This window comes from Enterococcus sp. AMC1086 (assembly GCF_058216575.1).
The window spans coordinates 2,356,847-2,383,601 of record NZ_CM177100.1 but is presented as its reverse complement, the minus strand read 5'-3'; the positions used below and the strand labels follow the sequence as shown (position 1 = coordinate 2,383,601).

General features: G+C 33.3%; 21 protein-coding genes. 20 read left to right on the top strand and 1 reads right to left on the bottom strand.

Going from position 1 to position 26,755, the window contains the following annotated elements:
- Nucleotides 1–501: 501 nt before the first annotated feature.
- From AC4BC4_RS11205 to AC4BC4_RS11165, 9 genes are all read left to right on the top strand, one after another.
- The gene (locus AC4BC4_RS11205; RefSeq protein ID WP_490475752.1) at nucleotides 502–1,098 is read left to right on the top strand and encodes a hypothetical protein; all 597 of its coding nucleotides are present in this window, start codon (nucleotides 502–504) and stop codon (nucleotides 1,096–1,098) included.
- A gap of 990 nt (nucleotides 1,099–2,088) precedes the next feature.
- The gene (locus tag AC4BC4_RS11200) at nucleotides 2,089–2,373 is read left to right on the top strand and encodes a hypothetical protein (protein WP_490475751.1); all 285 of its coding nucleotides are present in this window, start codon (nucleotides 2,089–2,091) and stop codon (nucleotides 2,371–2,373) included.
- A gap of 221 nt (nucleotides 2,374–2,594) precedes the next feature.
- Nucleotides 2,595–3,095: a hypothetical protein gene (locus AC4BC4_RS11195; RefSeq protein ID WP_490475750.1), complete on the top strand. Its 501-nt coding sequence runs from the start codon at nucleotides 2,595–2,597 to the stop codon at nucleotides 3,093–3,095.
- A gap of 56 nt (nucleotides 3,096–3,151) precedes the next feature.
- Complete coding sequence (locus AC4BC4_RS11190) at nucleotides 3,152–3,628, top strand: hypothetical protein (RefSeq protein ID WP_490475749.1); 477 nt, start codon at nucleotides 3,152–3,154, stop codon at nucleotides 3,626–3,628.
- 207 nt (nucleotides 3,629–3,835) lie between these two features.
- Nucleotides 3,836–4,201, top strand: coding sequence for a cupin domain-containing protein (locus AC4BC4_RS11185; protein ID WP_490475748.1), 366 nt, complete (start codon nucleotides 3,836–3,838; stop codon nucleotides 4,199–4,201).
- A 1,368-nt stretch (nucleotides 4,202–5,569) separates the two neighbouring features.
- Nucleotides 5,570–6,343 carry a carbonic anhydrase gene (locus tag AC4BC4_RS11180; RefSeq protein ID WP_490475747.1) on the top strand — a complete coding sequence of 258 codons (774 nt, stop codon included), beginning with the start codon at nucleotides 5,570–5,572 and terminating at the stop codon, nucleotides 6,341–6,343.
- Nucleotides 6,344–6,522: 179 nt separating this feature from the next.
- On the top strand, nucleotides 6,523–6,945 hold the full coding sequence (locus tag AC4BC4_RS11175; RefSeq protein ID WP_490475746.1) for an activator of HSP90 ATPase: 423 nt from the start codon (nucleotides 6,523–6,525) through the stop codon (nucleotides 6,943–6,945).
- A gap of 297 nt (nucleotides 6,946–7,242) precedes the next feature.
- Nucleotides 7,243–7,725, top strand: a complete 483-nt coding sequence (locus AC4BC4_RS11170) for a hypothetical protein (protein WP_490475745.1) — start codon at nucleotides 7,243–7,245, stop codon at nucleotides 7,723–7,725.
- Nucleotides 7,726–7,775: 50 nt separating this feature from the next.
- Nucleotides 7,776–8,090 carry a hypothetical protein gene (locus AC4BC4_RS11165; protein WP_490475744.1) on the top strand — a complete coding sequence of 105 codons (315 nt, stop codon included), beginning with the start codon at nucleotides 7,776–7,778 and terminating at the stop codon, nucleotides 8,088–8,090.
- A 1,002-nt stretch (nucleotides 8,091–9,092) separates the two neighbouring features.
- On the opposite strand, the gene AC4BC4_RS11160 is transcribed toward AC4BC4_RS11165, so the two are convergent.
- Nucleotides 9,093–9,851 carry a LytR/AlgR family response regulator transcription factor gene (locus AC4BC4_RS11160; protein ID WP_490475743.1) on the bottom strand — a complete coding sequence of 253 codons (759 nt, stop codon included), beginning with the start codon at nucleotides 9,849–9,851 and terminating at the stop codon, nucleotides 9,093–9,095.
- Nucleotides 9,852–10,046: 195 nt separating this feature from the next.
- Between AC4BC4_RS11160 and AC4BC4_RS11155 the strand changes: the two genes are divergently transcribed.
- The 11 genes from AC4BC4_RS11155 (at nucleotide 10,047) to AC4BC4_RS11105 (ending at nucleotide 26,754) form a co-directional block, all read left to right on the top strand.
- On the top strand, nucleotides 10,047–10,736 hold the full coding sequence (locus tag AC4BC4_RS11155) for a winged helix-turn-helix domain-containing protein (RefSeq protein ID WP_490475742.1): 690 nt from the start codon (nucleotides 10,047–10,049) through the stop codon (nucleotides 10,734–10,736).
- 341 nt (nucleotides 10,737–11,077) lie between these two features.
- Nucleotides 11,078–11,467: a hypothetical protein gene (locus AC4BC4_RS11150; RefSeq protein WP_490475741.1), complete on the top strand. Its 390-nt coding sequence runs from the start codon at nucleotides 11,078–11,080 to the stop codon at nucleotides 11,465–11,467.
- Nucleotides 11,468–11,477: 10 nt separating this feature from the next.
- On the top strand, nucleotides 11,478–12,554 hold the full coding sequence (locus tag AC4BC4_RS11145) for a WxLIP family cell surface protein (protein ID WP_490475740.1): 1,077 nt from the start codon (nucleotides 11,478–11,480) through the stop codon (nucleotides 12,552–12,554).
- A gap of 13 nt (nucleotides 12,555–12,567) precedes the next feature.
- Nucleotides 12,568–12,882: a hypothetical protein gene (locus AC4BC4_RS11140; protein ID WP_490475739.1), complete on the top strand. Its 315-nt coding sequence runs from the start codon at nucleotides 12,568–12,570 to the stop codon at nucleotides 12,880–12,882.
- 309 nt (nucleotides 12,883–13,191) lie between these two features.
- On the top strand, nucleotides 13,192–13,914 hold the full coding sequence (locus AC4BC4_RS11135) for a WxL domain-containing protein (protein ID WP_490475738.1): 723 nt from the start codon (nucleotides 13,192–13,194) through the stop codon (nucleotides 13,912–13,914).
- Between the two features lie 174 nt (nucleotides 13,915–14,088).
- Nucleotides 14,089–15,135 carry a WxLIP family cell surface protein gene (locus tag AC4BC4_RS11130; RefSeq protein WP_490475737.1) on the top strand — a complete coding sequence of 349 codons (1,047 nt, stop codon included), beginning with the start codon at nucleotides 14,089–14,091 and terminating at the stop codon, nucleotides 15,133–15,135.
- Nucleotides 15,136–15,230: 95 nt separating this feature from the next.
- Nucleotides 15,231–15,437, top strand: a complete 207-nt coding sequence (locus AC4BC4_RS11125; protein ID WP_490475736.1) for a hypothetical protein — start codon at nucleotides 15,231–15,233, stop codon at nucleotides 15,435–15,437.
- A gap of 237 nt (nucleotides 15,438–15,674) precedes the next feature.
- Nucleotides 15,675–21,422 (top strand): RICIN domain-containing protein, encoded by a 5,748-nt coding sequence (locus AC4BC4_RS11120; RefSeq protein WP_490475735.1) that lies wholly within the window; start codon nucleotides 15,675–15,677, stop codon nucleotides 21,420–21,422.
- A 300-nt stretch (nucleotides 21,423–21,722) separates the two neighbouring features.
- On the top strand, nucleotides 21,723–23,963 hold the full coding sequence (locus AC4BC4_RS11115) for an RICIN domain-containing protein (protein ID WP_490475734.1): 2,241 nt from the start codon (nucleotides 21,723–21,725) through the stop codon (nucleotides 23,961–23,963).
- A 115-nt stretch (nucleotides 23,964–24,078) separates the two neighbouring features.
- Entirely contained in the window at nucleotides 24,079–25,134 is a 1,056-nt protein-coding gene (locus tag AC4BC4_RS11110; RefSeq protein WP_490475733.1) for a WxLIP family cell surface protein, read from the top strand.
- Between the two features lie 159 nt (nucleotides 25,135–25,293).
- The gene (locus AC4BC4_RS11105) at nucleotides 25,294–26,754 is read left to right on the top strand and encodes an amidase (protein WP_490475732.1); all 1,461 of its coding nucleotides are present in this window, start codon (nucleotides 25,294–25,296) and stop codon (nucleotides 26,752–26,754) included.
- Nucleotide 26,755: the final 1 nt, after the last annotated feature.

Genomic DNA, 26,755 nt, shown 5'->3' with positions numbered 1-26,755 from the left:
TTTAGGTGTAAACAATAGTATTGATAATTCTTCTTTATAAACGTGTTCCTATTGATTATAAAAAGAACATCGATGTACTTATTTTTATTCTACTATTTATAATAGTCTTTCCTTTTGCATTATAATCATATAAACTAATTATAACAAACTGTTTTTTATAAAAAGAAAGGAGACGCTTAGTGGGACTCAAATTTAGTGTATCAGAAGCACAAACGAGAAGCGCACAAGCTTTATAAGTAAGTAGATAAGCCCAACAAGCGGCTGCTTCTTTACAACAAAGCGTAAGCTCATTTCTATCTGCTCCATTATCCAGTAAGGCATATGATTCTGCAAAGAATTACTTTATGGTTGCCTATACGCCAATTTGCCAGTCCATTATTATGACAGGTGAAGCAATTAGCCCATGCTCACAAAAAATTTTTAAGTGAGTATCAAGCAACGGTTAGTGGAATAGATATGGATTAGGATAAAATCTTAGTTGAGATTGAGGACTACAAAGCCTTGTTGCACACGATTGACGAATTAATACGAGATACGAAAACACCTAGACCAGATTTAGAAAAGCGCTCAATGAATGTGTATGAAGCCATGCAGAAACGACAAGAGAAGCTAGAAAAGTTCCGTGCATACAGTGCGCAGTCAGCAAGCTACTTTGATGAATACAACTCTTCACAACAGGAATTAGACAATGGTGTTGCCAAAATGAAGGACTGTAAAGCATGGAATGCCGTTTCGGGAACGTTTGACATCAAAAAATTAGATATGAATTGGGCAAAACCCATTTCGACTCGTTGGAGTAAACGAGAAAAAATGAGACAAGAGAAACTAAAAAAAGCAGAACCAACCAAAGCCAACACACTAGCAAAACATGGATTAACTGAAGTAGACCTCGTTCAACCGAACGATCCAGAAAGTGTCGTATTTGAAAAATATATACGGCTGACTCAAATGGGTGTGAATCCCCATACAGGGTTAATAATAACAGATGAAGAAAAATGGAAATTCCAGTATGCGGCACACACGAAAACAGCTTTTGATGTACTAGGGTTAGTTGGTGGGGCATATGCAGGGCAAAAAGCTGCGGATGCAAATTTTTAAAAAAATAACAGTCCAAAGAAAATTAGCAAAACAGACTTTGGAGCTGAAAGTACAGTATCTGGAAAAGACTGGGATAATTATTTCAGGAATAAATATGGAGCTGACAATATAAAGTGGAAACCGAGTTCACTCAGTTGATATGCTGAAAAACATAAATTTAAGAATGGAGATTTGATTGTATGCGAAAATTCATATGGAGATGCATTGCTTATATAAGTATTCCTATAATTTTAAGTCTTATAACCACTAAAATAATAAGTATTGAGTTACCTATTTTGATTATTATATATTACGGAGTGTTACTTTTTTTCTTAATTCCTTCTGATGTGTATTTTGGAAGCACTTTAGACTACAACACAAAAGCTATAAATCATACATATAGGTCTGAAAATAATAAATTTAAAGAAGACTCTAAAGATAATTTATATTATGTGTTAATTGTTGTTTTATGTTTGATTACTACACTTTTATCTTGGTATTATCTTACCAAATAATGTATGACTAAAAAGAAATGATCCAAAATCAGTTATTTTGATTTAAAATGCACTTATAAATACTTTAATATAGTTATTTTAGAAGTAGTTCAACTTTTCCCGAAAATGATCAAAAAATTAATGACAAGAACGAGTTTTTGGTTGGCTGTTTCATATTTTATACTGGCATTCATTTTTGTTTTTAGGGGTGGGAATTTCAATTTATTAATTAGCTTTATTTGGTTTGTAAATTTTGTTTTCAATCTAAATATAGCGAGTAAAGAGATACAGAGACAACAAAACTAGAGATAAAATTAATCAGCGTTGAAATGGCAAAGAAGAAGAAGATACATATTTACATGGGCTGCTTAGAAATGAAACAAGAAAAACACAGTCTATAGAATGTAAAAATCAAGAGCTCGTAAGATTTTCTAAAGATAACAATAAAATAAATGGAAATCTTAGTAGAAAGATTATGAAGAGTCTCAAAAAGGTTTATTAAGGAGGAGTTTGTATTTTGAAGAAAGATAATTTAAAAGTTAGCAGCACAACTATAAGTTTATTTGTAATCTTGATGAGTGTTCTTCCCTTAAGCTTATACGTAAACAGAATATATGATGATTCTATCGAAAATATAGTTTTGAATTTTAGTATACCGTATATGATTCTGTTCATTTCCCTTTTTATAAAAGGAATAAAGAAAGCAGTAAGAATTCCATTAATTATCTTTGGATTAGTTTGGGTAATCTATTTAGGTATGCATTACTTAATTGGATTTCATAATCCGTTTTGGGAAAATTAGTAAAATGTTAGCTGTCTCAAAAAGGATCAATAACAAAAAACACTTATCAAAGATATGATAGTTGCTGCTGATCTCTTAAATATCAAAAAGAATGGAAAAAGTAATGGTCCAAAATAAGCTGTTTTAATAGGGAATATTGATATAAATGCTTTAATCTAGCCGTTTGAGAAGTGGTCCGACTTTTGTCAAAAACGATTATATAAAAGAAGGGAAGAATAAGAATGAAACAGACAATTTTTTTAATTTTATTTTTTAGTATGGCACTAGTGGGTTGTACGGGTAAGCAATCAGAAGAAGTAGTTACTTCAAAGGTTAAAAGTCTCGAATCAGAAAATTCAACTACTATAACGACAGAAAATTCAACTACTATAACGACAGAAAATGTAACTGATGAAAAGACAGTAGCTTCTACTGATAGCAATGAACCAAATTATACATTACAAGCAATAAGAAAAATGGCAGAAAATAGTGATGATTTAGATACTATGCTAATTGGTCTTTACGATACGCCGGATGATTATAAAATTTTAGCAGAACCGGCTTATGAAGAAGGATCATACAGCTTTATTAGTGGTCCTGCTAATGGGAAACCTGTTGCTTACACTGATAATAAAGAAGACACAGAAAAATATAATTTAATTAAAAATCCAAAAGCAGCTTCGATTAAAGAAGTGAAGCAATTGATAGAAGAATTGAAACAGGAACGAGTACAAAATGAATGATAAATTAAGAATTTAAGTGTAAAAGAAATGCTATAGAAAATGAAAATGAGAAAATTATGGAACAATCACATTCTGAGCAAGAGCTATTAGAATTAGCAAAAAAAAGGAAATTGTTGGAAAAATTGTCGTTTGATGATATGCCAAAAAAATTCAGAGAACATAGAAATTTTTTGAAATTAGCAGCTGTATTAGTTGATTATGGTTATATGTGTTCTTGGTTACCTGTAGACAATGAGGGAGCAGATTTTATAGCTATTCATTGTAAAACAAATGATGTACTCAAAATACAATTAAAAGGAAGAGTAGCAGTCGAAGAAAAATATTTTGGTAAAGATATATATATGGCATTTCCAATAAATGATAAAAAATCCTTAGAAAATTGGCTGATCGTGCCACATGATGAACTTGTAAATATATTTATATCAGCCCGTTCATGGGAAAAGTTGGGTGGTAGAAGTAGCGGTAGGGTACCATTAAAGATATTGAATGATGTACAAAAAATATCAATTATTGAACCAGTTGATTTGCAATAACACAAAAACTAAAAATTTCCCAAAAGGATCGCTATTTACATGAGATCTAAAAATAATCAACAGGCGGAAATAAAATGAAAGAGAAAGAATATTTCCCAAAATAGATTTACAAATATTGATCAAAAGCTGAGGTAGTAGACAAATTTACTAGCAGGTATAAAAAGGTTTATACTATTATTTTAATAGAAGAGGTTATAGGAGGATATTATGAATTATAAATCGATTGATTTTAAACAAAAGTTGACACTTTTTAATGAATTATGGTCACCAAAAGTCATTGCAGAAATGAATGACTATCAATTTAAATTAGTAAAAATTCAAAATCATTTTGTGTGGCACCAACATGAAGACACGGATGAGGTATTCATAGTTTTAGATGGACAAATGGTAATTGAATTTCGAGATGGAAAAGTCGAGCTTAGTCAAGGGCAGATGTTTGTTATACCTAAGGGAGTGGAACACTGTCCATATGCTGAAAATGAGTGTCAAATTTTGTTAGTAGAACCTAAAGGGGTCGTTAATACTGGCGATAAAGAGAGCAAGTTGACAGCAGAAAGCGATGTTTGGATCTAAATTCAAACTAAGGCTAAATAAACGTACGAACTCATTCCCAAAAAGGATTGGTAAGGAGTAAAGAAATGAAAAATTGGTGAATTATTGTAAAATTGCTGGAAATTTCTATGATGAAAGTTCCTATAAAATTAAGATAGCCATACAAGGTGCAGCATTTATCACTTCATTTCCTCCCCATTTTAAACGTACTCTTAAAACTAGTAACATGAAGCGCTGAATAATAGCATCCAACGCCCCACTTAACTCATCTATCTGTGCATTGACTAGGGCAACGATTAAACAAACCAGTGATAAAAACGACTTACGTATGATTTTTCTAAGTCTGTCCGTATTCCCATCACTTTCTTCTCAAAGCAAAACAAAAAACGTTATTAATGCTACCCAATATCGTCATCAATTCTCTAGATAAAGCCCAAACCCTCATAAAATACAAAATCCCAACCAAAAGTTTCCAGACAGACTAGAAAATCCCAGTAAAATTAGGTACAATAAAAAGAGTTAGTGCTTTTGTGCTAGCAATTGGCAACTTGTATAGATAGTTTCTGCTGTCTATGCAAGGCTTCATCATGTGATTGCTGTCAGATGATGAAGTGCCTTTTTGTTTTGCATCACTACGTTCCACTTTGATCTCATTAATTTCTAAGAGCTAAATCTCTTAGAATTGAAGGACCACGGCTGATCAAAAGGCAGAGTGGATGATGCAAAAAGTACAAGGTGAACAAAATGAACGTTGTCTTCTTGTCTTATATCGATCATTGATCATTTGTTTTACTTTGAACAAACCCTCCTTTTACTAGATTTGTAGAATAGAAAAAACGATATTAGGCAATCTCACCCAATATCGTTCACAATAGTCCCAAAGAATCATCTACCGCTTATTCAGAGTAACCTAAAGAGGCTCCAAGAAACCTATAGAAAATTTAGGTACAATGAAAAAGCTAGTACATGTTGCTAGCACTATTGGCAACTTGTTTGGGCAGTTTCTGCTGTCTTTACAAGGCTTCAATTGTCTGGTTGCTGCCAGACGTTGAAGTGCCAATTTATTTTTATATTCTGATTTGAACAGTTCATGTCACTATGAGCTGTCGTTCTATTCTACCTCCTAAGTATATCCGAAAAGAATACGAACACGCAACATAATTTTTCTTACAACGACCATTAAATAACACCAAAAATCACCCCCTTATATATAAGGAAAAATAACAAAAAATTTTTTCTGAAAACCATCTTGATCCTCTATTGACTGAATTTATACAAATAAAATTCTAGTTTTAGATCTATCGAAGTTAGATTAATCTTAAAAAAAACTTTTATTTTTATAATAGATAAATTATACTATAGAGTATGTTGTAGAAAGAAGGATGTAAAATGAAAAGAAAAGGACTCTCTTTGTTACTTTTAAGTTGTACCGCTGTTTTGGCTGTCGGCTGTTCATCAAATAAAAGTACGAGTGACACATCAGAAAAGAAAGAAGCAACCACAGAAACAACAGCGCATGCAAAAAAATCTGAGCATATTGATTATGAGGATCAAGAAGACTGGGAATTTTCTGCAGGAGAGATGCAATCACCGATTGATATCGTTACCGAAAAAGCTGAGAAAATGACACCAGATACTGGGACACTCACAATCGATTATGGGCAAGATGTTACAAAAGCCGAAAATAATGGGCATAGTATTCAAATCACAGATGGTGGTAAAGCAGTGATCAACGGACGAAATTTTGAATTAAGCCAATTTCATTTTCATGCGGAAAGTGAACATACAGTTGACGGAAAACATTATCCAATCGAAGCGCATTTTGTAAATACTGCGCAAGATGGGCGGATTGCAGTTATTGGTGTTTTCTTTAAAGAAGGTACTGAAAATAAAGGATTTCAAGAAGTATTAAATGATGTCAATGATGATAAAAACGATCCGATCACAGATATAAACGATATGATTCCCTCTAATAGAAGCTATTACCATTATCTAGGTTCATTAACTACGCCACCACTAAATGAAAATGTAGAGTGGTATGTGATGAAAGAACCTGTTGAGGTATCGTCAGCTCAAATAGAAGACTTCAAAAAATTATATTCACACAATAATCGGAAGATTCAACCATTAAATGATCGATCGATTTTAGAGCATGATGAATAAACGATAGTATCAATTCTAATCCTTAGAAGTTGTGAAAACGAGCATAAAGGTGCTAACCGCTGCTCGTTTTCACGACTTTTTTTATAGCGATTTTGTGTCTGCAGGGCGTGTTATACTATGTTGAGTCGGCTTACGTGCTATATTATAAACATAACAATTTATCAAAAGGAGGATTTACAATGAAACACATAAAAAAAGAATTTATACTGAATTGTGGACCCAAAGAGGCTTGGCAACTGGTTATTGATCGTAGCAAATATAAAGTATGGGCTGCATCTTTTCAAGAAGGTTCAACCTATGTTGGTGAGATGAAATTGAACGAAACGATTTCATTTGTTGATGAGATAGGGAATGGTTTGGTTTCTAAAGTTGTTATTTTTGAACCAGATAAAGAAATCAAGTTTGCCTTCTTAGGAGAAGTTACGGATGGTAAGTATGTGGAAATACCTGAGTTTGCTGAAATGACTGAACACTATGTATTTGAGCCAATAGGCAATCAAACGAAAATGCTAGTGGATGTTACTATGGATGATGAGTATTATGAAATGATGAATGATTTATGGGACAAAGCAGGAATTGAATTGATAAAACTAAGCAATTGATCGTACGAAAAAAGGTAAAATAATATAAATTAATATAAGAAGAATAAAAAAGAGTAAGGCATTAGTCAGAAAAAACTGATTATTTTCTTACTTTTTTCAATTTAAGGGTACACAAAAAGTACTCAAAGCTGTAAAATTAAACGTAAACAGAAAGAAAATGAATATTTTTTGTTTGAAAAAGTATATCTGCGATCAATGATGTTACTATTTTTATGCAGCAAAATTTACAGCAAATCGCTTAATAAAAATTTTGCTATTGGTTGGCATTGATTTTTACCAAGAAGGGATGGCGTTATCATGAAAAAGAAGGTTTATCTGATCAGTTTTTCACTACTTTTACTAGTTGGTCTTGCAGCGGTTACGGTCCATAACAAATCGAAGGCACACACCCAAAAAAGTGAGGAAACAAAACGTAAAAACCAAGTATTAGATAAAGAAACAATTAAACGATCCATGAAAAAAATTAATGAAAGAAATGCAGCAGCATTTTCGGTCGATCTTAAAAATGCTGACGCAAAAAAGATATATGAAACATTTAATGGCCCAAATGCCGATTCAATTATCGATCTTTTAGAAATGTCTAATGCTGATTCAGATAGAATTTTAGTGTCTACAGACGGATCGATCCTATCAGGACAAGCAACTATAGACGAAAATGGTACTAAAGTTGATTCTAAGACAGATAAAAATAGTATAACGGTCAAAGAGCTTAAAGATATAGTGCTGTCACATAAACAAAAGATCGATGAATTAGCGGATCAAAATAGTCCAACAGAATAAAATCAAAAGTCAAAAATTACGTGAAGTCAATTTAGTGAAGAGGAAAAAAGATGAAGAAAATCAGGTCACAAAATCCAATCTATCTTGTTCTATGCTTGTTTTGTCCATGGCGATTTATAAATACTTACTATATTATGAAAGAAGATAGCTTTATAATAAGCCGCTACTATGCGAAAAAAAATGCGAAAGAATTATATCGAAAAGTTGATAAATTAGATTATAATACACTGATTAAATTTGGTTTACCAAAAGATATTGGTTCAACAAGACTAGAACCAATTATTCATGGACCAAAAGGTACCTATAAATCAAGGACAAAACAATCGTTGCGTGGAATGTTCGTCCATATACAAAAAAACAATTGAGGCAGTTGTCGGAATTGATTTACTTAAGAACGGAGATCATGGCAAGTGATTGTTTAAAAAAGATAGTCGGTATCAATTATTGAGTTGGAAAGATAAAGATTTTAGAGTGTTATTTACGGCTAGCTATCAAAGAAACCCTTTTTTTGCCTAAACTTCATAGTAAAAAGTGTTTGAAATGAGGAATCCTTAGGAAGATAATTATTTTTGATTCACCAGAAGAAAAATCAGTTTTGTTGAAGAGATATTTAATGATAATAAACCTTGTTACTATCTTTTTTATAACGTGACAATAAAGAAAGAGGCATCTTCGTTTCAATAATGTACAATTAGAATATGTATAAGTAAAAATAGATATTGAGTTTAGGATGCAAGTCTTAAACTCTTTTTGGTATAGTTTAAAACAATCAAAATGAGGCGTTTATAGGATGGTGGCGAATATATATGAAAAAGAGAAACTAAACAAAAGTTACTTATTGGTTTACTATACATATAATCCCGCTGGTGCTGAGATTATTAATCATAGTTGCTCTTGGATTAGCGCATCAAAGAGCAATCAATCCAGTGTTTTATATAAATTAAATTAGGGAGATGCATAATGTTGAAGGATAAAATAGAATAATAAAAATGAGGCACTATTTCTTATCTGAAAAATAGTTGAAATAATAGAGGCAAGGAAAGGAGAGCGGGTTGTTTTTTGTTATACTCTAAAAATCATATCGGTCAAAAAAGCTAAGAATAGACTACACGATTTAACTAAATTTATCCCAACATATAAACCTTCTCAGGAAGTTCTATACGTTGGGCTTTTTTATTTTTGATACACAAAATATGATAATAAAAAGATGTCGTTCTTTGAAATTCTATATAGTACTTTTTTTGCTGAAAAGAGCTAATCGTAGGCATTATCTAAAAAACAAAAAGATTCATCGCACGCGAACGTAGATACTGCATCACTTGAAGCCTCAAATCGATCGAAGCAGCAAAAAGACAAAATAAATAGTATCAATTACCGCTATATATCCGCAACGCGCTTTTTACCTTGTCAATGCTTTTAGCCCCAATTGACAGTATGTGCTGTCCATCAAATAAAATCTGTTCATTTTTTCTATCAATAGAAATAATATTTTCAAGATTAAGGATATAGGATTGTAAAGAAGTCATCATATATTCCTGTTTTAACTGTTTCTTGATTTTCCCGATTTTAGCTTCAATCATTGTTTCCTCGTTTAACGTTATGACTAAGACTTGTTTCTTAAAACCTTTTAATGATTGAATATAACAAATATCACGGGCATTGAAAAACAACGTTTCAGAACCACTAGAAAATTCAACTTTATCTTGCTTGAAGCGCCAAAAGTTTTTGGAAGCGAGCTGACTTTTTTTAATCATTTCAGTAATTATTTGTTTTGTTTCGGAAGGATCTCTAAAATTTTTAATCATATATCCTAAAGGATAAATATTATTATTCAATACACTGATGGCTTTATCTTCTAAACTAGTCAAGAAAATAATCGAACATTTTGTGTTGTACTTTCGAATTTCTATCGCTAAATCAATTCCAGTATAGGTAGTCTTTAAATCAATATCCAAGAAAAAAACATCATTATCATTAATCGTTAATTTAGGAATTTCTTCCATAAACGTTAAATGATTAGACCGGTTTGATAACTCTAAATCAAAAAAAATAGTTGAACATTCATTTAAATAATGAATAATTTGTTTTCTTTGCTGATTATCATCTTCAATAACATATATAATCATTTATTTCTCCTTAATATTTATATTTATGAATGATAATAACACTAATTATTTGAAAAATAAAGATAAATTATTTTCTCAGTTAGGATTTTACAGCGCTTACATGGCATTTCGTTCCATTTGAAAAAAGAATAAACTATGTCAAGTGAGATAAAAAAGAAAAAAACTTTTAATAAAAGTGAAATTAGGAGGACGGAAATGGTTAAATTAGGTTTTATTACGTTAAATGATGCAAAAGAAAATTGGTATCACGAATTACAATCCTATTCTGATATTGAAATTAGTTTTCAAAAGGAGTTTACCGAAAAAGATAAGTGTGATGCTTACTTTATTTTAGGAGGAGCTTCTCAGCTTGCTGATATATGCAATACATATTTGAAAATTATAGAATCTGGTTCTTGCCCAGTTTGGATATATAAAGAAGAGTGTAACGGAAATGACCGGTTACTATTGTATAACATAGGTGCGATCAGTGTTTTCAATGAAACGATGCATCAAAACGAAATAGTCAAAGCGATACATAATGGATTGGCATTGATACAGAAGAACTTAGAGGAAGAAAAGAAAGAAATCATCAAAAAGAAGAATGAAAATAAATTTAAATTGATCAATGAAAACCTCTGTGTAGTCATTGACAACAAAACAACCATTTATTTGACAAAAAAGGAATTTAAAACACTTTCGATTTTATATTCAGTCTCTCCAAAAGCAGTCTCATATAAAGAGCTTTTCGAGCAGGTATGGGAGTTGCCTTATGATGAAAAAAACTATCGGATAGCAAATATCATTTTTCACCTAAGAATGAAATTAGAAAAAGATGTAAGTTCTCCGCAAATTGTCAAAACAGTCAGATTCAGTGGGTATTTATTCAATAATAATTATAAGTAACTTGAAGAAAATTAATGCCGTAAACGATCATTTAGAGGAAATGGAAGGTAAGTAATGTGTCTAAATTAAGTAATAACGATTTTCGAAAGTATAAAATGTATTATCTGGTTGGGATAACCCTTATTATTGCTTGGCTCATTTATTTAATATCCTTTTGGCACTTTTATCATGAGATGTCTTTTTGGGTAGATAAGAGTGCTAGATATGTAGTTCAATTGATTTTTATATCAAGTTTTTATTTAAAGGAAATAATGGTATACATATTTATTTATTTTTTTCTGCTGATATCTAATTTATATTTAATATTATTCTTCTTTTTCAAAAATAAAAAAGAAGGAAAAATGAAAAAAATAACACAGGTTATCATAATTAGTTTTAGTCTCATCACACTTTTATGTTCTGGCGCATTGTTCATGACTCTTTGTTGGCCGTATTTCTTAGCGATTTTTATTGCTTCATTTGTGATCATCTTTATCACATATGCTATTACCAAGTATTTATATGAAGACAATCAAGACCGTTATGTAGACAATGAATGTATAAAAGAAGCAGGTCCGTTCAAACAATTAGATGAAGCTGAAACGTATTCAAATGAGTTTATTGCTTACTGGACGCCTTATTTCATCAAACATTCATTCAGCTTAGTTCATGAAATCAAACACCAAGATGAAGGATACCTAGTTGAGATTTATACTTCAAAGCATAAGGACGAATTCAATTCATTTAGTTAGGAGAATTTTTTTGAAAAAGATAATTTATAGCGCACTCTTTTTAGTAAGTTGTACATTGGTTAGTCTGGTGTCAACGAGAGAAGCTTTAGCCAAAGACGAGAACAATTTAGGGTATGTGGTGACACCGCTTCAACCTAGTACTCAAATTGACTTAGAAAAAAGTTACTTTTATATAAAAACAGTTCCAGGCCAAACACAAACACTGCAAATACGTGTCGCAAGTACCAAAAAGGAAGAGGTTCATTTGAAAATTTATGGTGTCGATGCGATGACCTCAAATAATGGGACGATTGATTATACAGAAGATTTAGCCAATAAAGACGAGTCGTTGAAAGAACCTGTTTCTAGTTTGTTGAAAATAGAGACTCCGGAAATTACTTTGGGCAACTTTGAGGAAAAAACGGTTAAAGTTCAAGTAACCGCACCAAATGAACCCTATGAAGGGGTAAAAATGGGTGCAATCGTTGTTGGGACAAAGTCAGATAAAAAGAAACAAAAAGGGATGTCAACAGAATACAATTATAAAATAGGCTTGATCACCGCAGAAAATGGGGATGAGTTTACCGATGGGAAAACGCTAAAACTAAATACAGTCAAAGCAGCGATACTTCACGGTAAGAAAATGGTATTAGCCAGTTTACAAAATCCAGAACCTAAAGTCATCGATAATCTAAACATTGTGACAACGATGATAGAAAAAGAGTCTGGAAAAGTCGTTAAAGAAAAAACAGTTCAAAATTACAAATTAGCGCCTAATAGTCACTTTGATTTTGAATTAGATTGGGGGATCAATGATTTACCTACTGGAACCTATACCTTAAAGATGGAGGCAAAAAATGCTGATGAAGAATGGCAGTTGTCAAAAGACTTTAAAATCACGAATGACGAAGCCAAAGAAATCAATGCATTAAGTGTCTTTAAGATCAAGACACCCACTTGGTTAAAAGTCGTTAGTATAGTGATGGCCATTACAAGTTTGGTGCTAATGGGCACACTCTTCTATAGAAGAAAAAAATGGGAGAAGGCATGGAAACGATTAAGGATCGCCAAGAAGAAAAAGAAAGGAAAGAATAAGAATAAGAAGTAGGAGGGTGATGACAATGAAAAAGTTTTTGCAAGTGTTTGTTTTGGTAGGCATGTTTTCATTTTTTCCGATGCATACGGTGTTAGCAGCGGGAAATGAAGGCTCAAATGATCTGGTCATAGAAATTAAACCAGATGATGGTAAAACAATCGATAAAGAAATAGTGGGAAAACCGACACCAAAGTTTCCAAATACAGGTGGACCTAAAACCGGCTCATTGCCCCATTTAGGTCAGATGATTACTTCGTTTATTCTTTTATTATCGGGAATCGCCTGTTTGATTGTATTTTGCGGCGTGATTAGTTTTAAAAAAATTTATTATAGAATATAGGAGCAAACAGAAAATGATTGATTATTTATGGATGTATATATTAGGAGCGATTTCCTTTGTGACGCTTGTGTATTTCTTAATGTCTTTTTCAAGAGATATCTTTTTAGTCAGAAGATTGAAGCTAAGCAAATCAAGTTTAGTGATCAATTTTAGCTTATTACTTATTACTTTGAGCAGTTTAATTTTGATTATCTATTTATTCGTCTTATTAAAAGAACAAATTAAATTACTGGGCTAAAAAAAACGATGAACGATTTACAACAATAACTGTTACTAATCTTTCTATAATCAAAGAAAGGTGATAAACAAATGAAAAAAGGGTTATTAGCAACATTACTAGTATCAGCAGGGGTTCTTTCTTTAGGACTTGTACCAACAAATGCACATGCGGAAGATCAAACAGATTTAGAAATCACGATCGATCCAGATGGCGGAAGTAAACCAGGGGAAAACCCGTTACAAGATAACTTAGCTGTAGCATTTATTCCAAGTAGTATGGACTTTGGTACTAATGCGAATAGTGGTAAGGGTGCAGGTGTTGTACAAGTCTTTAAAGATCACGGAGAAAAAGGTTCATATTTGGTAGTAAGTGATGATAGAACTGCTGGTGAAGGTACTAAATTGGCAAAATGGAGAGCAGTTGCACAACTTAGCGATTTTGCAGTTAAAGGTAGTACAGAGGCCGCAGATAAATTAGCAAATGCGCAATTAGAATTTAATACTGGTGCCGTACAAGATTACGCGCTTGTAAAAGACGGTCAAGATATTATTTCAGCTCCAGATCCATCGACAGAGGATGTATTGAAACCACATAATGGTGATGATATCGTAGCTTCAGCTATAGAAAAAAAAGCAGTTGTTGTTGCTGGTGGAAGTGCTGTTCCTGTTTTAACAAAAGCACAAGAAAATGATACTAAAGGTGCTTATGCAACTGAAATTACAGGCAGACAATTACGAGTAGCGTTACCTCAAGATCAAGCAGGTAAAACCTTTACTGCAAAACTTACATGGAGTTTAGAGGATACATTCTAATCAATTCAAACAATAGACAATAAAAAATAAAATAATGTGAAGAGATTATAAATGGATTAGCTAACAGTTATTGTTGTAAGTCGTTCATATTCAAAGATAGAGTATCTATGACTGCTACTTAGAGATTATAGAGACTCTATCTTTTAGTTTTAGCTTATTTAAAGGAGACAATGCATGAAACAAAGAATTACTTATTTAATTATAATCGTTTTTTTTCTTCTAACTTATCCAATGAAAAGCTATGGAGAAGAAAAAACAATCAGTACCTTAAAAGACTTTTCTTATGAAGTTATTTTTCCAGAAAATCAACGGAATAAAGAGGTTGGATATTACGATCTTCTAGTACAACCTGGTAAAAACGAAACAATCCAACTAAAATTAAACAATTTATCTACCCATAAAATGACGCTATCTCTAAAATTCAATAGTGCCAAAACCAATGGGAGTGGTGTGATTGAATATGGACCTAATAACTTTCTGAAGGATTCTTCTTTGGCTTATGATTTTTCTGAGATTGTGACTGGACCAGATAAAGTAGAAATTGATGCTAATAGTAGTAAAGAAGTGACGCTAATGATCCATCCCCCAATTGAACCATTTGAAGGGTACATAGTAGGCGGAATTCAAGTAAAACCCCTCGATAATGCAGTAGAAAAAAATAAAAAAGGGAGCGACGTTGTTATCAATGAGTTTGCCTTTTTGATAGGTGTAATGCTTAGTGAGAGTGATGTCAATAAGATAAAGCCAGATTTGAAATTTCATTCTATCTCTGTCGATACAAATGGGAAGAATGCCCAACTTATTTTAAATTTTTCAAATAGTCGGCCCGTTTTTGCGGAAGACATGGCATTAGCCGTTGAAGTAAGGAAGAAGTCAAATGATCGCGTCATTTTTGAACTGAATAAAAATAAAATGCGGATGGCCCCCAACACGCAAATCAATGTTCCAATCCCACTTAAATATAAATTGGAAACACCGGGTGCTTATACGATGAAGACAAGTGCCACGCTTAAAAATGGTGAGTCTTGGTCATGGGAACAGGATTTTGACATAACTGAAAAGGACGTTCCTAAATTGAATACTCAATTTACCAAAATGGACAATGAATTGAATCCTTTTTTTATCCTTCTTTTAATAGTAGTCGTTGTCATAATCGTTGGTACTGCTGTTCTAGTATTTGTTAAGTACAAAGGGCGAAAAATAAACTCAAAAAAGAGTTGAAGACACTACAATAAGTAATTCACGATAAAGTTTAAATAATGATAAAAACAAAAAGGACTTAATGATTAAAGGGGAGCTTAAAAATAAAAAAGAGGATGAATCAAGAAAAAAATACCAAGTATTATGGGGATGCTATTCTGATATTTTTTACTTTGATTCTGTTGGTTACTTTACAGACTGTACCAGTATTCGCAGAGCAAAACAAAGCAGAAATGACTGAAACAAAAGAGCTTATTTTAAAACAAAACGAGGTCTTGCCAAATCTTGAGAAGGAATCAGAGTTGACTGCACTACTCAATTGAAATCGTAGTAGTTGGGGGTTATCAAGCAAAGATTTTATGGCAAGTAGGAAATACGCCTTAAGATAGTTTATAAATAAATAGATTAGTTTAGAGAAGATAAAAAGAGTCACTTTTGATTCTAAAGCCCCCTTTTTTATCTCTCACTTTTTTTAATGTAAAATATGTAATTTTACAAACGTTTTGCATTGAATGGTTACAGAGTGTTTTATTTTATTAAAGAAAAGAAGGAGTATGATCATGTCTATAAAAAAAAATTTATTTGTTTTAAAAATCCTTAGCTTTATTTTTTTCTGTTTCTATTTTTCTATGCCGGCATCCGCAGCAAAAGTGATCTCTGATGATTTATATGTAGCTTATCCGAAAGTAAATGAAACTTTGGCAGTTGATGTCAGTCAAAAGATAACTTCGCCAGACTATCAATCACTCATTACGTACGCAGCTCATGGAAAAGGAAATCAATTATTAGGGTATGAATATAGACCTGAAAAAGATGGGTACATAATATATTTAGGAAATAGTACTCAAAAAGTTATAGGAAGCACAAAGTCCAATACTGCAAAAGTAACCATGTTTACAATTCCTATCAATAGTTATACTGAATTTAGTGATGACTATATTTGGGATATTATTCAAGCTGAAGAGACCTATTATAAGATTAGAAATAGGAAGACAGGAACCTATCTTACTGTGACTAAGGCAATTAATGATGCGTTGGTCACTCTAGCATCAGACAACGGTGGGGACTCGCAGAAATTTAATTTAAAAACGATGAATGGTGTGTATAAAATTAAAGCATTCAATAATTATAGCTATAAGTATTTATGGAGCATACCTGGTGAGGCTCAGGAAGGCAAGGAAGTAGCGAGTTATCCTGAAAATGGGGATATCAATCAATACTGGATGATTTTATTCAAACCTAGTGATAATGCTTATGTTATTTCAAGTTTCTTACAAAAGGATTTTATAATAACACAAGAGACAGAAAGTGGTTCCCCGAAGATAAGAAAAAATACGGCCTCTTTTGAAACGCCTTTGGGGGCGACAAACGTATTTGATTTTAAATTATTAGGCAACACAGCGAATGGTCAAAGTAAAGTAGCAATCAAAAACAGTAATTTCAGTGGCTATTATAGAAAAGACTATAATGTGACTGGAGGTGTAAGTGCACTTTCTTTATATCCTTATAATTCAAGTTATGAAAACCTACAATGGGTTTTAGATAAAGTTAGAGACATACCTAAACCAGAAATCAAAAACTTAAAGATAGCAAGTGCTAATTCACATTCTGGCTCATTTTTCTATGTTGGAGAAGAACTGACCGTAACAGGAGATTTTAAAGGAGCAGGTTATAACACGTATAATCTGTACTCAGTATTTAACACAGATGAACCAGTATTAAACCAAAAAGATATTAGAATAGATGGATCGGGTGATTCGACTTTTTCGAGTAAAATAGATACGAGTAAGTATAAAGAAGGAACATTTTATATTGAAGTTTATGCAAGAGCAGATTCAATGTTCCAATCGAATAGAGTGAATGAGAAGTACAAACTAGTCTATCCGACACCAAGTGGTGAGGCAATTCCACAAACAATCACAAAAGGAACACCGATCAATACATTAAAGCCCTCAAATTTTGTTAAAAATCTACATGATGAAATGGGAAATACGGTTACTGCAACAAAGATCGAGGGAATCAACACAAATGTGTTGGGCACACAAGAGGCTAAAGTTACTCTAGCGAACAAATTTAAGACAGAAGTGGTGACAGTACCTGTTACGATTGTAAGTGTGGCAAAGACGACTCAAGTTGAATTTAGTAATGAGGATGGTACTGGGCTAGGTGTTAGTCCGATTACTTTTACTGAATCTGATGAAAAAATGGTAGATTTACGTGAAATAAAAGAAGTCAAAGCAATATTAACAGGTGAATTAAATCAGTACGAAGTTGTTGGAGCAGAAGATAGTCGTACCAATAGTGCTATAGATGTAGCGAATTTTAAAGTAGGAAGCACTGCATCAGTAAAATTAGTACTGAAAAAGAAACCACCAACCCAAATCACAACGAGCATTAAATTTCTAAATTCAAAAGATGAATTACTTGATAATAATATGACGAGTAAAAATCGTGTTGGGGATGTCATTAATTTAAATGAAATTGCTAAGGAGACTATTGCTAGAATAAAAAATCAAGGATATGAGGTAGACAAAGTCGAAGCATTTGATTTCGCAAGTATATCCTATAAACCTGTCAAAGATCCAACGGCTTATAAAGTACCAGAAAGCTCAAATGGTACTGGAGTAGTCAATTATTACTTTAAAAAGGCATTGATTACCACGACCATTAAATTCTTTAATACAGATGATAAGAGCGAAATTATGAAAGAAATGATTAGCACAAATAGTATTGGAGATATCATCAACTTAAATACTATTGCTAAAAATACTATCAGTGCAATAAAAAATCTAGGCTATGAGATTGAAAAAGTCGAGGCATTTGATTTTGCAAGTACATCTTTTAAACCAGTTTCAGATCCTACAAATTATAAAGTACTAGCAAATCCGAATGGAACGGGTATGGTTAATTATTACTTTAAAAAAATCCAAGTTAAGACAACTGTTCAATTTACGGATGAAAAAGGGGATGCTATTAAAGGAATCGATTCGGTTCAATTTACAGAAGCAATCGGAGAGACCATAGACCTACTAGAAGTAAAAGAGATCAAAGAAAAATTGGCTAGCGTATCCGTTCAATACGAACCGATTGAAGCCAGAGACAGTAGTAATAATAAGATCCCAACGTATCCGAAATACAAGATAGGAAGTCAAAGTGATAACAACCTTAAATTAGTTCTCCGAAATAAAAAACAAACGATTTCAATCAAATTTTTAGACGATAAAGGAGGTCTGATTGAGTATAGAGCAATGCCGACAGATAACCCTGTCACCATTTCTTTAGATATTGGTAAAACGTACGATTTCAAGAACGGAGACAATACTGAAATTCAACATGTGCGAGATATTCTTGAACGATTAAAAATAGATCAAGGCTATTCTGAGTTAATAAAGATCGAGAATAACAAAGCTGAAACACTAGATGAAACCACTATTAAAATCAATAAGGATACAACAGAAATTTCGTATTATTTGAAGAGAGTGAAACAGCCGATAACAATTGAGTTCTTGGATCCAAATGGCGCCACGTTGGCTAAGAGTATCGAAACAAGTAGTTGGATAGGGGATTTTGTCGATGTAATTCAACTAACTTCATCAACACGTCAAAAACTTGAGTTGAACTATACATTAGAAAAAACAGAGGCTGGAACTGGAAACTTTACTGGACATACAATCAATGATTCAAACTATTTTGCAGAGTACGGTGTTGAGAAAATCAGGTATACATTTGCACCAAAAGATTCTGTAGAAACGAAGGTTCAGTTTGTCGAAGAAGGAGAAGAAACGCCAATCGCAACAGTGCCATTTTCTGGAAAACTAAATTCAGAAATCGCCAACTTAACAACCGTGCCAGCAATCAAAGCAAAACTTGATGAGTTAAGTAAGGAATATATACCGACTGGCGCCACAGATAAGAATGGTAAAGTAATCGCAACTTATCCAAAATATACAATCGGAGCGACTGAGGAAAATATTGTCCGATTGATTCTTAAAAAGAAACAAACTATTACTGTCAATTTTATAGATAGATCCGGTAAACCTATTAGTGATCGTGAGCCCCTTGAAATTATATTGGACCTAGGTGAATATAATTTCAAAACAAGCCAAGATGCTGGAATTAAAAGTGTAAGAGACGCACTGGAGAAACTCAAAACTGCTGGATTTGATGAGTTAATAGGAGTCAAAAGTAATGTCGTTGACAAACTAGTAGAAGAAAAAATCACTATCACAAAGCAAACAACAGAGATTACGTATCAGTTAGGACATACTAAACAAGCCTTAACGATTGAGTTTGTAGATGAAAATTCAAGCAAACTAAAAAGTGATCTAACATGGTCGTTCGCAATTGGTTCTACCTATAATCTACGCAAAGATTTCGGCACTAAAAGTACCGAACTTGAAAGTACGATCAAAACACTTGAAAAAGACTATGTATTAAAAAGCATAGAGGAAGGCCACGGGAATTTCGGCAAAGGTTCTGGTACCTCAGTTGATGATACCAAATTTAAGGCTAAAGACGATGGTACGGACAGACTTAGATACACGTTTGCGCCAAAGGCATCTGTCACGACAACAGTTCAGTTTGTCGAAGTTGGAAAAGAAGAGACACCGCTGGCAACCACAACATTTTCAGGGAAAATCGATTCAGAAATAACGGATTTAACGAATGTAACAGTGATCAAGAGTAAGATAGACGAATTAAGCAAAGAATATATGCTAGTCGGTGCATCAGATAAGCTTGGAAAAAAACTACCAGGCTACCCTAAATACACAATTGGCAGTGCTAAGGACAACATTATTCGTTTGATATTTGAAAAGAAAACAGGAGCTCAAATTACGACGACCGTTAAGTTTATAAATGCAAATCATGCAGCACTTGATAATGATCTGACTATTCAAATTAATGTTGGCGATATTGTCAACTTAAATGAACTTGCTAAGGACTCTATTGCACGGGTAAGCGCTAAGGGATATGCGATTAGTAAGGTTGAAGCATTTGATTTTACAAGTATATCCTTTAAAGAAATCCCAGATCCAACAGCTTATAAGGTACCAGAAAGTACAACGGGTACTGGTGTAGTCAATTATTACTTTGAAGAGGCGAAAATTATCACGACGATTAAATTCCTTGATGCAAGTGGAGGAAGCGAACTTATGAAAAGTATTACCAGCAACAATAATGCTGGAGATATCATCAACTTAAATACTATTGCTAAGAATTCTATCAGTGCAATAAAAAATCTAGGGTATGAGATACAAAAAATCGAAGCGTTTGATTGGGCTAGTATATCCTATAAACCAGTCACAGATCCAACAGCCTATAAAGTACTTGCAAATCCAAATGATACGGGTGCTGTCAATTATTACTTTAAAAAAACGCAAATAAAGACAACAGTCCAGTTCGTGGAAAAAGGCAAAGAAGACAAGCCTTTAGCAACCACAACCTTTCTAGAACAAAGTGCTTCAAAAATAACTGACTTGGCCAAAGTAACAGAGATCAAGAAAGAACTAGCAAAATTAAGTCAGTATAAGGTTATTGGGGCAACAGATAAGAACAATAAAGCCATAACAACTTATCCAGGCTATACCATCGGTAGTGCACAGGATAATCTTATCCGAATGGTTCTGAATAAGAAAACACAAAAACTGACAGTCCAATTTAAAACAACTGACAAGGAAGAGCTTGATCCTGTGGTTAAATCAATTATTATTGAAGAGACTATTGGGACGGAAATAGAACTCTCTAAGCATGAACAGATAATCAAAACACTTAAGGCTATCAGTGATGAACATTACCAACTCGTAACGCAACCAAATGACAAACAAATCATTAGTGAAAGTCCACAAACCGTTACGTATACATTTGATGGAAAACTGTTCATCGAATCCGCACCATCGACGATGTCTTTTGGTAAGGAAAAGATTCAAAAAGGGATTCATTTTATTAAAGTAAACAACGCTGAGTTTGATAAACCACTCGTTATTTGGGATAGTCGAAAGAAAAGTAAAAACTGGAAGGTTACAGCAACGCTTCAAAAACCATTCACAAATGTTGGAGATTCAGCGCAAACACTTCCTGACGACGTACTAAGCTATAAAAAAGACGCTGACAATATAGTCAAATTTAGACAAGGAGATGCAGAAATACTAGCAGAGCGAACAAGTGAAGGAACTAAAAATGAATATACAGTAAGTGAAGAGTGGAAATCAGGAAAAACAGGATTTAAAGTAGAAATTCCAACAAATGAAATCGTAGCAGTAGGTGGTTATCAAGCAAAGATTTTATGGCAAGTAGGAAATACACCGTAAGATAGTTTATCTAGGAATGGATTAAAATACAGAGGAGACAAAAAGGATTATGCTTGACTATAAAATAACAGCTATCCTTTTTGTACCTTACTTTTTTGTTCAGAATGAGTATAGAAAATTATAACTACTTTAGGTTACAAAATAACAGTTAGTTCGATAAAAATTTTCACTAAAGTTTTTATCTCAGCTCATCAGCATAACAATAAAATGGTAAAAAAGAAAACTTTCTTTTTTTTTCAGAGTAGTAAAATTTAATACTAAATATCAATTAAGACATTAAAGATAGGAAGGAGCGTAACCATGTCTATAAAAAAAAGACTATTTATTTTTGAATTTCTTAGCATTATCTTTCTCTGTCTGTATTTCGCTATACCGGCATCAGCAGAAAAAGTGATTTCGGATGATTTGTACGTAGCTTATCCGAAAGTTAATGAAACTTTGGCTATTGATATTAGTCAAAATGATCTTTCTCCAAACTATAAGTCACTCATTACTTATGCAGCTCACGGAAAAGGAAACCAATTGTTAGGTTATGAATATAGACCAGAGAAAGATGGCTACATAATCTATTTAGGAAATAATACTCAGAAAATCATTGGTAGTACCAACAAAAATACTGCAAAAGAAACAACATTTACAGTTCCCATTAATAGTTATACTGAATTTACCGATGATTATATTTGGGATATTATTCAATCCGACGGGATATATTATAAAATTAGAAATAGGTTGACGGGAACCTATCTTACTGTGAGTAACCCCATTAATGATGCATTAATTACATTGACATCGGATAACGGAGGAGATGCTCAGAAATTTAATTTGAAAACGATGAATGGTGTGTATAAAATACGTTCCGTAGCGACGAATAGCTATGGATGGGATGTATCTGGTGGGGTTGGCGTCGATAGAGAGATTATTACGTATCCTTTAGGTCCAGATCAGAGCAATCAACAATGGATGATTTTATTTAAGCCTAGTGATAATGCTTATACAATTTCGAATTACAAGCAAAAGAATTTAATAGTGTCGCAAGAAATCCAAAGTAACCCACCAAAAGTAATAAAAAATGAAGCCTCTTTCGAAACACCATTAGGGAATAAAAACACATTTGACTTTCAACTAATAGGAAATACTCCAACCGGGCAAAGTATAGTCCGGATTAAAAACAGCAATTTCAATTACTATTATTCAAAAAACAATATTACTTCTGGTATAAGTCCACTCTCATTAGTGTATCTAAATAAAAAAGATACAAAACAACAATGGATTTTAGATAAAGTTAGAGACATTCCAAAACCAGAAATCAAAAATTTAAATATATCAAGTGTTTATCCACATTCTGAATCATTTTTTTATGTTGGAGAAGAACTAACTGTAACAGGAGATTTTAAAGGACCTGGTTATAATACGTATAACCTATATTCAGTATTTAACACAGATGAACCTGTACTGAACCAAAAAGGAATTGCAATAGATAAATTAGGCGATTCAACTTTTTCTAGTAAGATTGATACAAGTCAATTTAAAGAGGGGACATTTTATATTGAAATTTATGCAAGAGCAGATTCAATGTTTCAATCGAATAAAGTCAATGAAAAATATAAATTAGTTTACCCGACACCAACTGGTGAGGCAGTGCCACAAACGATCAAAAAAGGAACACCTATCAATACTTTAAAGCCCTCTGATTTTGTCAAAAATTTACATGATGAGATGGGGAATGTTGTTACGGCAACAAAAATCGAAGGAATCAATACAAATGAGTTTGGACCCCAAGAGGCTAAAGTTACTATAGTGAACAAATATAAAACAGAAATAATTACAGTACCTGTTACGGTTATTGGGGCAGAGCGCAATGTTACAGTGAAATTTCAAAAAGGGGAAGATCCATCTATTCAGCTATATGCAGATGCTAGTGTTAAAAGAAGAATTGGTGAAAAAATCGATTTATTAGATGATCCAGAAATTGCATCGATCATAAATCAAGTTGAAAATGTTGAAGGAGAAAAACGGGACTATTCTTTGAGCAATCGAACAGAAGTAGAGAACTATGTAGTGAAAGATCAAGTTTCCCAAGAAATCATTGTGAGATTTGTAGGAAATCTGACGATTGACTCTATTCCAAATACCTTTCAATTTAAAGGGAGATATCTTGGCAAAGAACGAATGCAAATCATTCCATTGATTGCTACAGCTGATACTATTTTAACAATTCACGATAGTAGAGCAGAGGGACAAGGTAATTTTTCAGTAAAAGCGAAACTTGAAAAAGATATTTTCAACGTATTGGATCCTAGTTACACAATAAAAGATGGCTATATTAAGTTTGCCAATCATTTGAAAATCAACTCGAAGGATTTTTCAACGGTAGCAGAATCAAATGGAACAAAAGATCCCAAGCAATATCTATATAATTTTACATTAGGTAAAATCGCTAATCTTGATACTAATATCAAGCTTGTTATTCCAAAAGACTCAATGGATAAAGTCGGGAACTACACCGGAACGATTCTTTGGGAAATTGAAAATGGACCCTAAACAGATGTAGGCCTTTTAAAAATGATGCTGCTGCCTATTCAATAATAAGGAGCATCATTATTTTTGACTAACAAGATACATAACTGCAAAGTTACGTAGAAACGGAGAAACGGACATGAAAAAAATGCATGCTATTTTTGGAGGACTATTATTGATAGTAGTTATCTTTTTCAGTGAGGGAATAACTACTTTTTCAGAAGGCGTAGACACTGGAATCGTAACGCCTATAGAAGTAAAAGCAATCATACCAGAAAACCAAATCGACAAATCAAAAACATATTTTGATCTACTTTTAAATCCTGGACAAATGCAAGAGTTAGAGGTTCAATTATCAAATTTTACCGAAGAAGATCGAATAGTTAAAGTAGAAGCCAATACTGCAACGACAAATGATAATGGCATTGTAGATTATAGTCAACATGATAAGAAAAAGGACCCTTCACTTATCAATGCTTTTTCTGATATAAGTAAAACGGTTAATGAAGTGAAAATACCAAAGCAATCAAGTGTTATAACTAAAGTAACGATTCAAATGCCAAGCAAGTCTTATGAAGGTATCATTGCAGGCGGAATCTACATATATGATAAAGAGGGCAGTAAAACCAATTATGATGGTGGATCAATCAACAATAAATTTGTTTATTCCTTAGGGGTTCAATTAAGAAATAACGTTGATTTAACAAGAGTTGAGCCAAAATTAGTAGTCGATCCAAAAAAAATAATACCAGTTCACTCTGATTATTTAAACGGAATCAACATACCTATTCAAAATACTTCTGCATTATTCATTAAAGAAGTGGAGGTTGAAGCGAGACTTATTGATCATTCTAATGGTGAAGCATCACATGAACTAAAACAAACTAAGCTAAAAATAGCTCCTAACTCAAACTTTTACTTACCTTTTACTTGGACAGACGATGAAGGGACTCCTTTGAATCCTGGGGACTACCAAGTGAATATAAAAATAAATTCCGCAGATTTAAAAAAGAAATGGACGTGGACAATTCCTTTTAGGGTAGATGGGGAAAGTGCTAAGAAAGAGGACAATCAGCTATATATGAAGGATTCAAATGATAAGCATGCGACTGTTTATATCGTGAGTATACTGTTAGTTGTTGGGGTTATTGTAACTGGTTTGATTCTTTATAGAATCAATAGAAGGAAAAAATAGATCAATAGCTTATTTGTTGTTTTCAAAGGATTAAGTTAGCTAAGCGTACTCTATAATAGTTCTTCTTTAATATGTAGAAAATCTCTTCAAGCAAAATCCTCCTAAAAAATCCCCAACAACCTGTATAATAAAACCATCAGGATTGTAAGGGGGATGATCATGAAAGACGGCTTGTACTACGCAACACAATTTAGAGACAAAAAACGAAGCGTGACAGAATGGATCGATGAGCGAACGCAACAAGTAAAAAAGTTAAATCCTGAACTCAATGCATTTGTTGATTGGGATGCAGAAGCAGCAAAAAAACAATACGAAGCTAGAAGAGCAGAAACTGGTCCTTTTTTTGGCTTGCCAATTCCTTTGAAAATGCTAGGCCAAGACAAAGCAGGAATGAAATCAACTTCTGGTTCTCGTTTATTTACAGAAAACCGTGCGAGTTCAACCGATAATTTTGTGAAAGGGTTAGAACGATTAGGATTGATTCCATTAGGGAAGACCAATGCGCCAGAGTTTGGCTTCAAAAATATTTCTGATCCGATGATTTACGGACCAGCGAGAAATCCGTGGAATCTTGATTATTCGCCGGGCGGTTCTAGTGGTGGTGCTGCGGCTGCTGTTGCTAGTGGCTTATTTCCAATTGCTGGGGCAAGTGATGGCGGCGGTTCGATTCGAATACCAGCCTCTTTTAGTGGTTTGATTGGGTTAAAACCAACTCGTGGCAGTATGCCAGTTGGACCTGACGGCTGGCGAGGTTGGCAAGGAGCTTCAATTGATTTTGCTTTAACCGTTTCGATGAGAGATACAGAAACACTATTTTATCATTTACGCGGAACCGAAAAAGCATCACCTTATCAAGCACCAAAAGCGGAATGGGAACATCAATCAGCAGCAAGGAAACAAGTCTTGAAAATCGCTTTTTTAACGGAATCGCCTGTTGGAACACCGGTTTCAGCGGAGGCAATAAAAGCAACGCACAACGCAGCAAATTTTTTAGAACAACAAGGACATGAAGTAACGGAGATTCCGTATCCAGTCAATGGACGTCAATTGATTGACAGCTATTATCTGATGAATGGTGCAGAAACGGCTGCTATGTTTGAAGGGATTCAACAAGCGATTCGGCGCCCCGTTACAAAAGCAGATATGGAATTAATGACTTGGGGAATCTACCAATATGGTTTACAGATACCTGCAAGTCAGTATACGAGATCGCTTCAACTGTGGGATCAAGCGGCATATAAAATGGAGCAATTATTCGAGGAATATGATTTATTATTAACGCCGACCGCCGCTGATATCGCACCTAAAATCGATGCAGAACTGCAGAGTGATCAGATTCGTAAAGACTTATCACAAGCGGAGTCACTTTCCGTTTTACAGTTGCAACACTTAATCTATGATATGTTTGAAAAAAGTCTGACAATCACGCCTTTTACTCAGCTTGCTAATTTAACGGGACAACCAGCAATCAGTTTACCTACTCATGTAACAGCATCAGGTTTACCGCTAGGCATTCAATTTATGGCATCAAAAGGTCGAGAAGATATATTATTTCAAGTTGGAAAGATGTTTGAACAAGAGCAAAAATTCTTATTACCAAAATTTTATCGTGAATCATAGG

Excerpts from the sequence above, each read along its gene's own strand:
- AC4BC4_RS11135 (WP_490475738.1), top strand. The coding sequence starts at position 13,192 with ATGAAAAAAGGGTTATTAGCAACATTACTAGTATCAGCAGGGGTTCTT.
- AC4BC4_RS11185 (WP_490475748.1), top strand. The coding sequence starts at position 3,836 with ATGAATTATAAATCGATTGATTTTAAACAAAAGTTGACACTTTTTAAT.
- AC4BC4_RS11125 (WP_490475736.1), top strand. The coding sequence starts at position 15,231 with ATGAATCAAGAAAAAAATACCAAGTATTATGGGGATGCTATTCTGATA.
- AC4BC4_RS11110 (WP_490475733.1), top strand. The coding sequence starts at position 24,079 with ATGAAAAAAATGCATGCTATTTTTGGAGGACTATTATTGATAGTAGTT.
- AC4BC4_RS11170 (WP_490475745.1), top strand. The coding sequence starts at position 7,243 with ATGAAAAAGAAGGTTTATCTGATCAGTTTTTCACTACTTTTACTAGTT.
- AC4BC4_RS11120 (WP_490475735.1), top strand. The coding sequence starts at position 15,675 with ATGTCTATAAAAAAAAATTTATTTGTTTTAAAAATCCTTAGCTTTATT.
- AC4BC4_RS11190 (WP_490475749.1), top strand. The coding sequence starts at position 3,152 with ATGGAACAATCACATTCTGAGCAAGAGCTATTAGAATTAGCAAAAAAA.
- AC4BC4_RS11115 (WP_490475734.1), top strand. The coding sequence starts at position 21,723 with ATGTCTATAAAAAAAAGACTATTTATTTTTGAATTTCTTAGCATTATC.
- AC4BC4_RS11155 (WP_490475742.1), top strand. The coding sequence starts at position 10,047 with ATGGTTAAATTAGGTTTTATTACGTTAAATGATGCAAAAGAAAATTGG.
- AC4BC4_RS11180 (WP_490475747.1), top strand. The coding sequence starts at position 5,570 with ATGAAAAGAAAAGGACTCTCTTTGTTACTTTTAAGTTGTACCGCTGTT.
- AC4BC4_RS11150 (WP_490475741.1), top strand. The coding sequence starts at position 11,078 with ATGAAAAAAATAACACAGGTTATCATAATTAGTTTTAGTCTCATCACA.
- AC4BC4_RS11195 (WP_490475750.1), top strand. The coding sequence starts at position 2,595 with ATGAAACAGACAATTTTTTTAATTTTATTTTTTAGTATGGCACTAGTG.
- AC4BC4_RS11105 (WP_490475732.1), top strand. The coding sequence starts at position 25,294 with ATGAAAGACGGCTTGTACTACGCAACACAATTTAGAGACAAAAAACGA.
- AC4BC4_RS11130 (WP_490475737.1), top strand. The coding sequence starts at position 14,089 with ATGAAACAAAGAATTACTTATTTAATTATAATCGTTTTTTTTCTTCTA.
- AC4BC4_RS11160 (WP_490475743.1), bottom strand. The coding sequence starts at position 9,851 with ATGATTATATATGTTATTGAAGATGATAATCAGCAAAGAAAACAAATT.
- AC4BC4_RS11140 (WP_490475739.1), top strand. The coding sequence starts at position 12,568 with ATGAAAAAGTTTTTGCAAGTGTTTGTTTTGGTAGGCATGTTTTCATTT.
- AC4BC4_RS11165 (WP_490475744.1), top strand. The coding sequence starts at position 7,776 with ATGAAGAAAATCAGGTCACAAAATCCAATCTATCTTGTTCTATGCTTG.
- AC4BC4_RS11175 (WP_490475746.1), top strand. The coding sequence starts at position 6,523 with ATGAAACACATAAAAAAAGAATTTATACTGAATTGTGGACCCAAAGAG.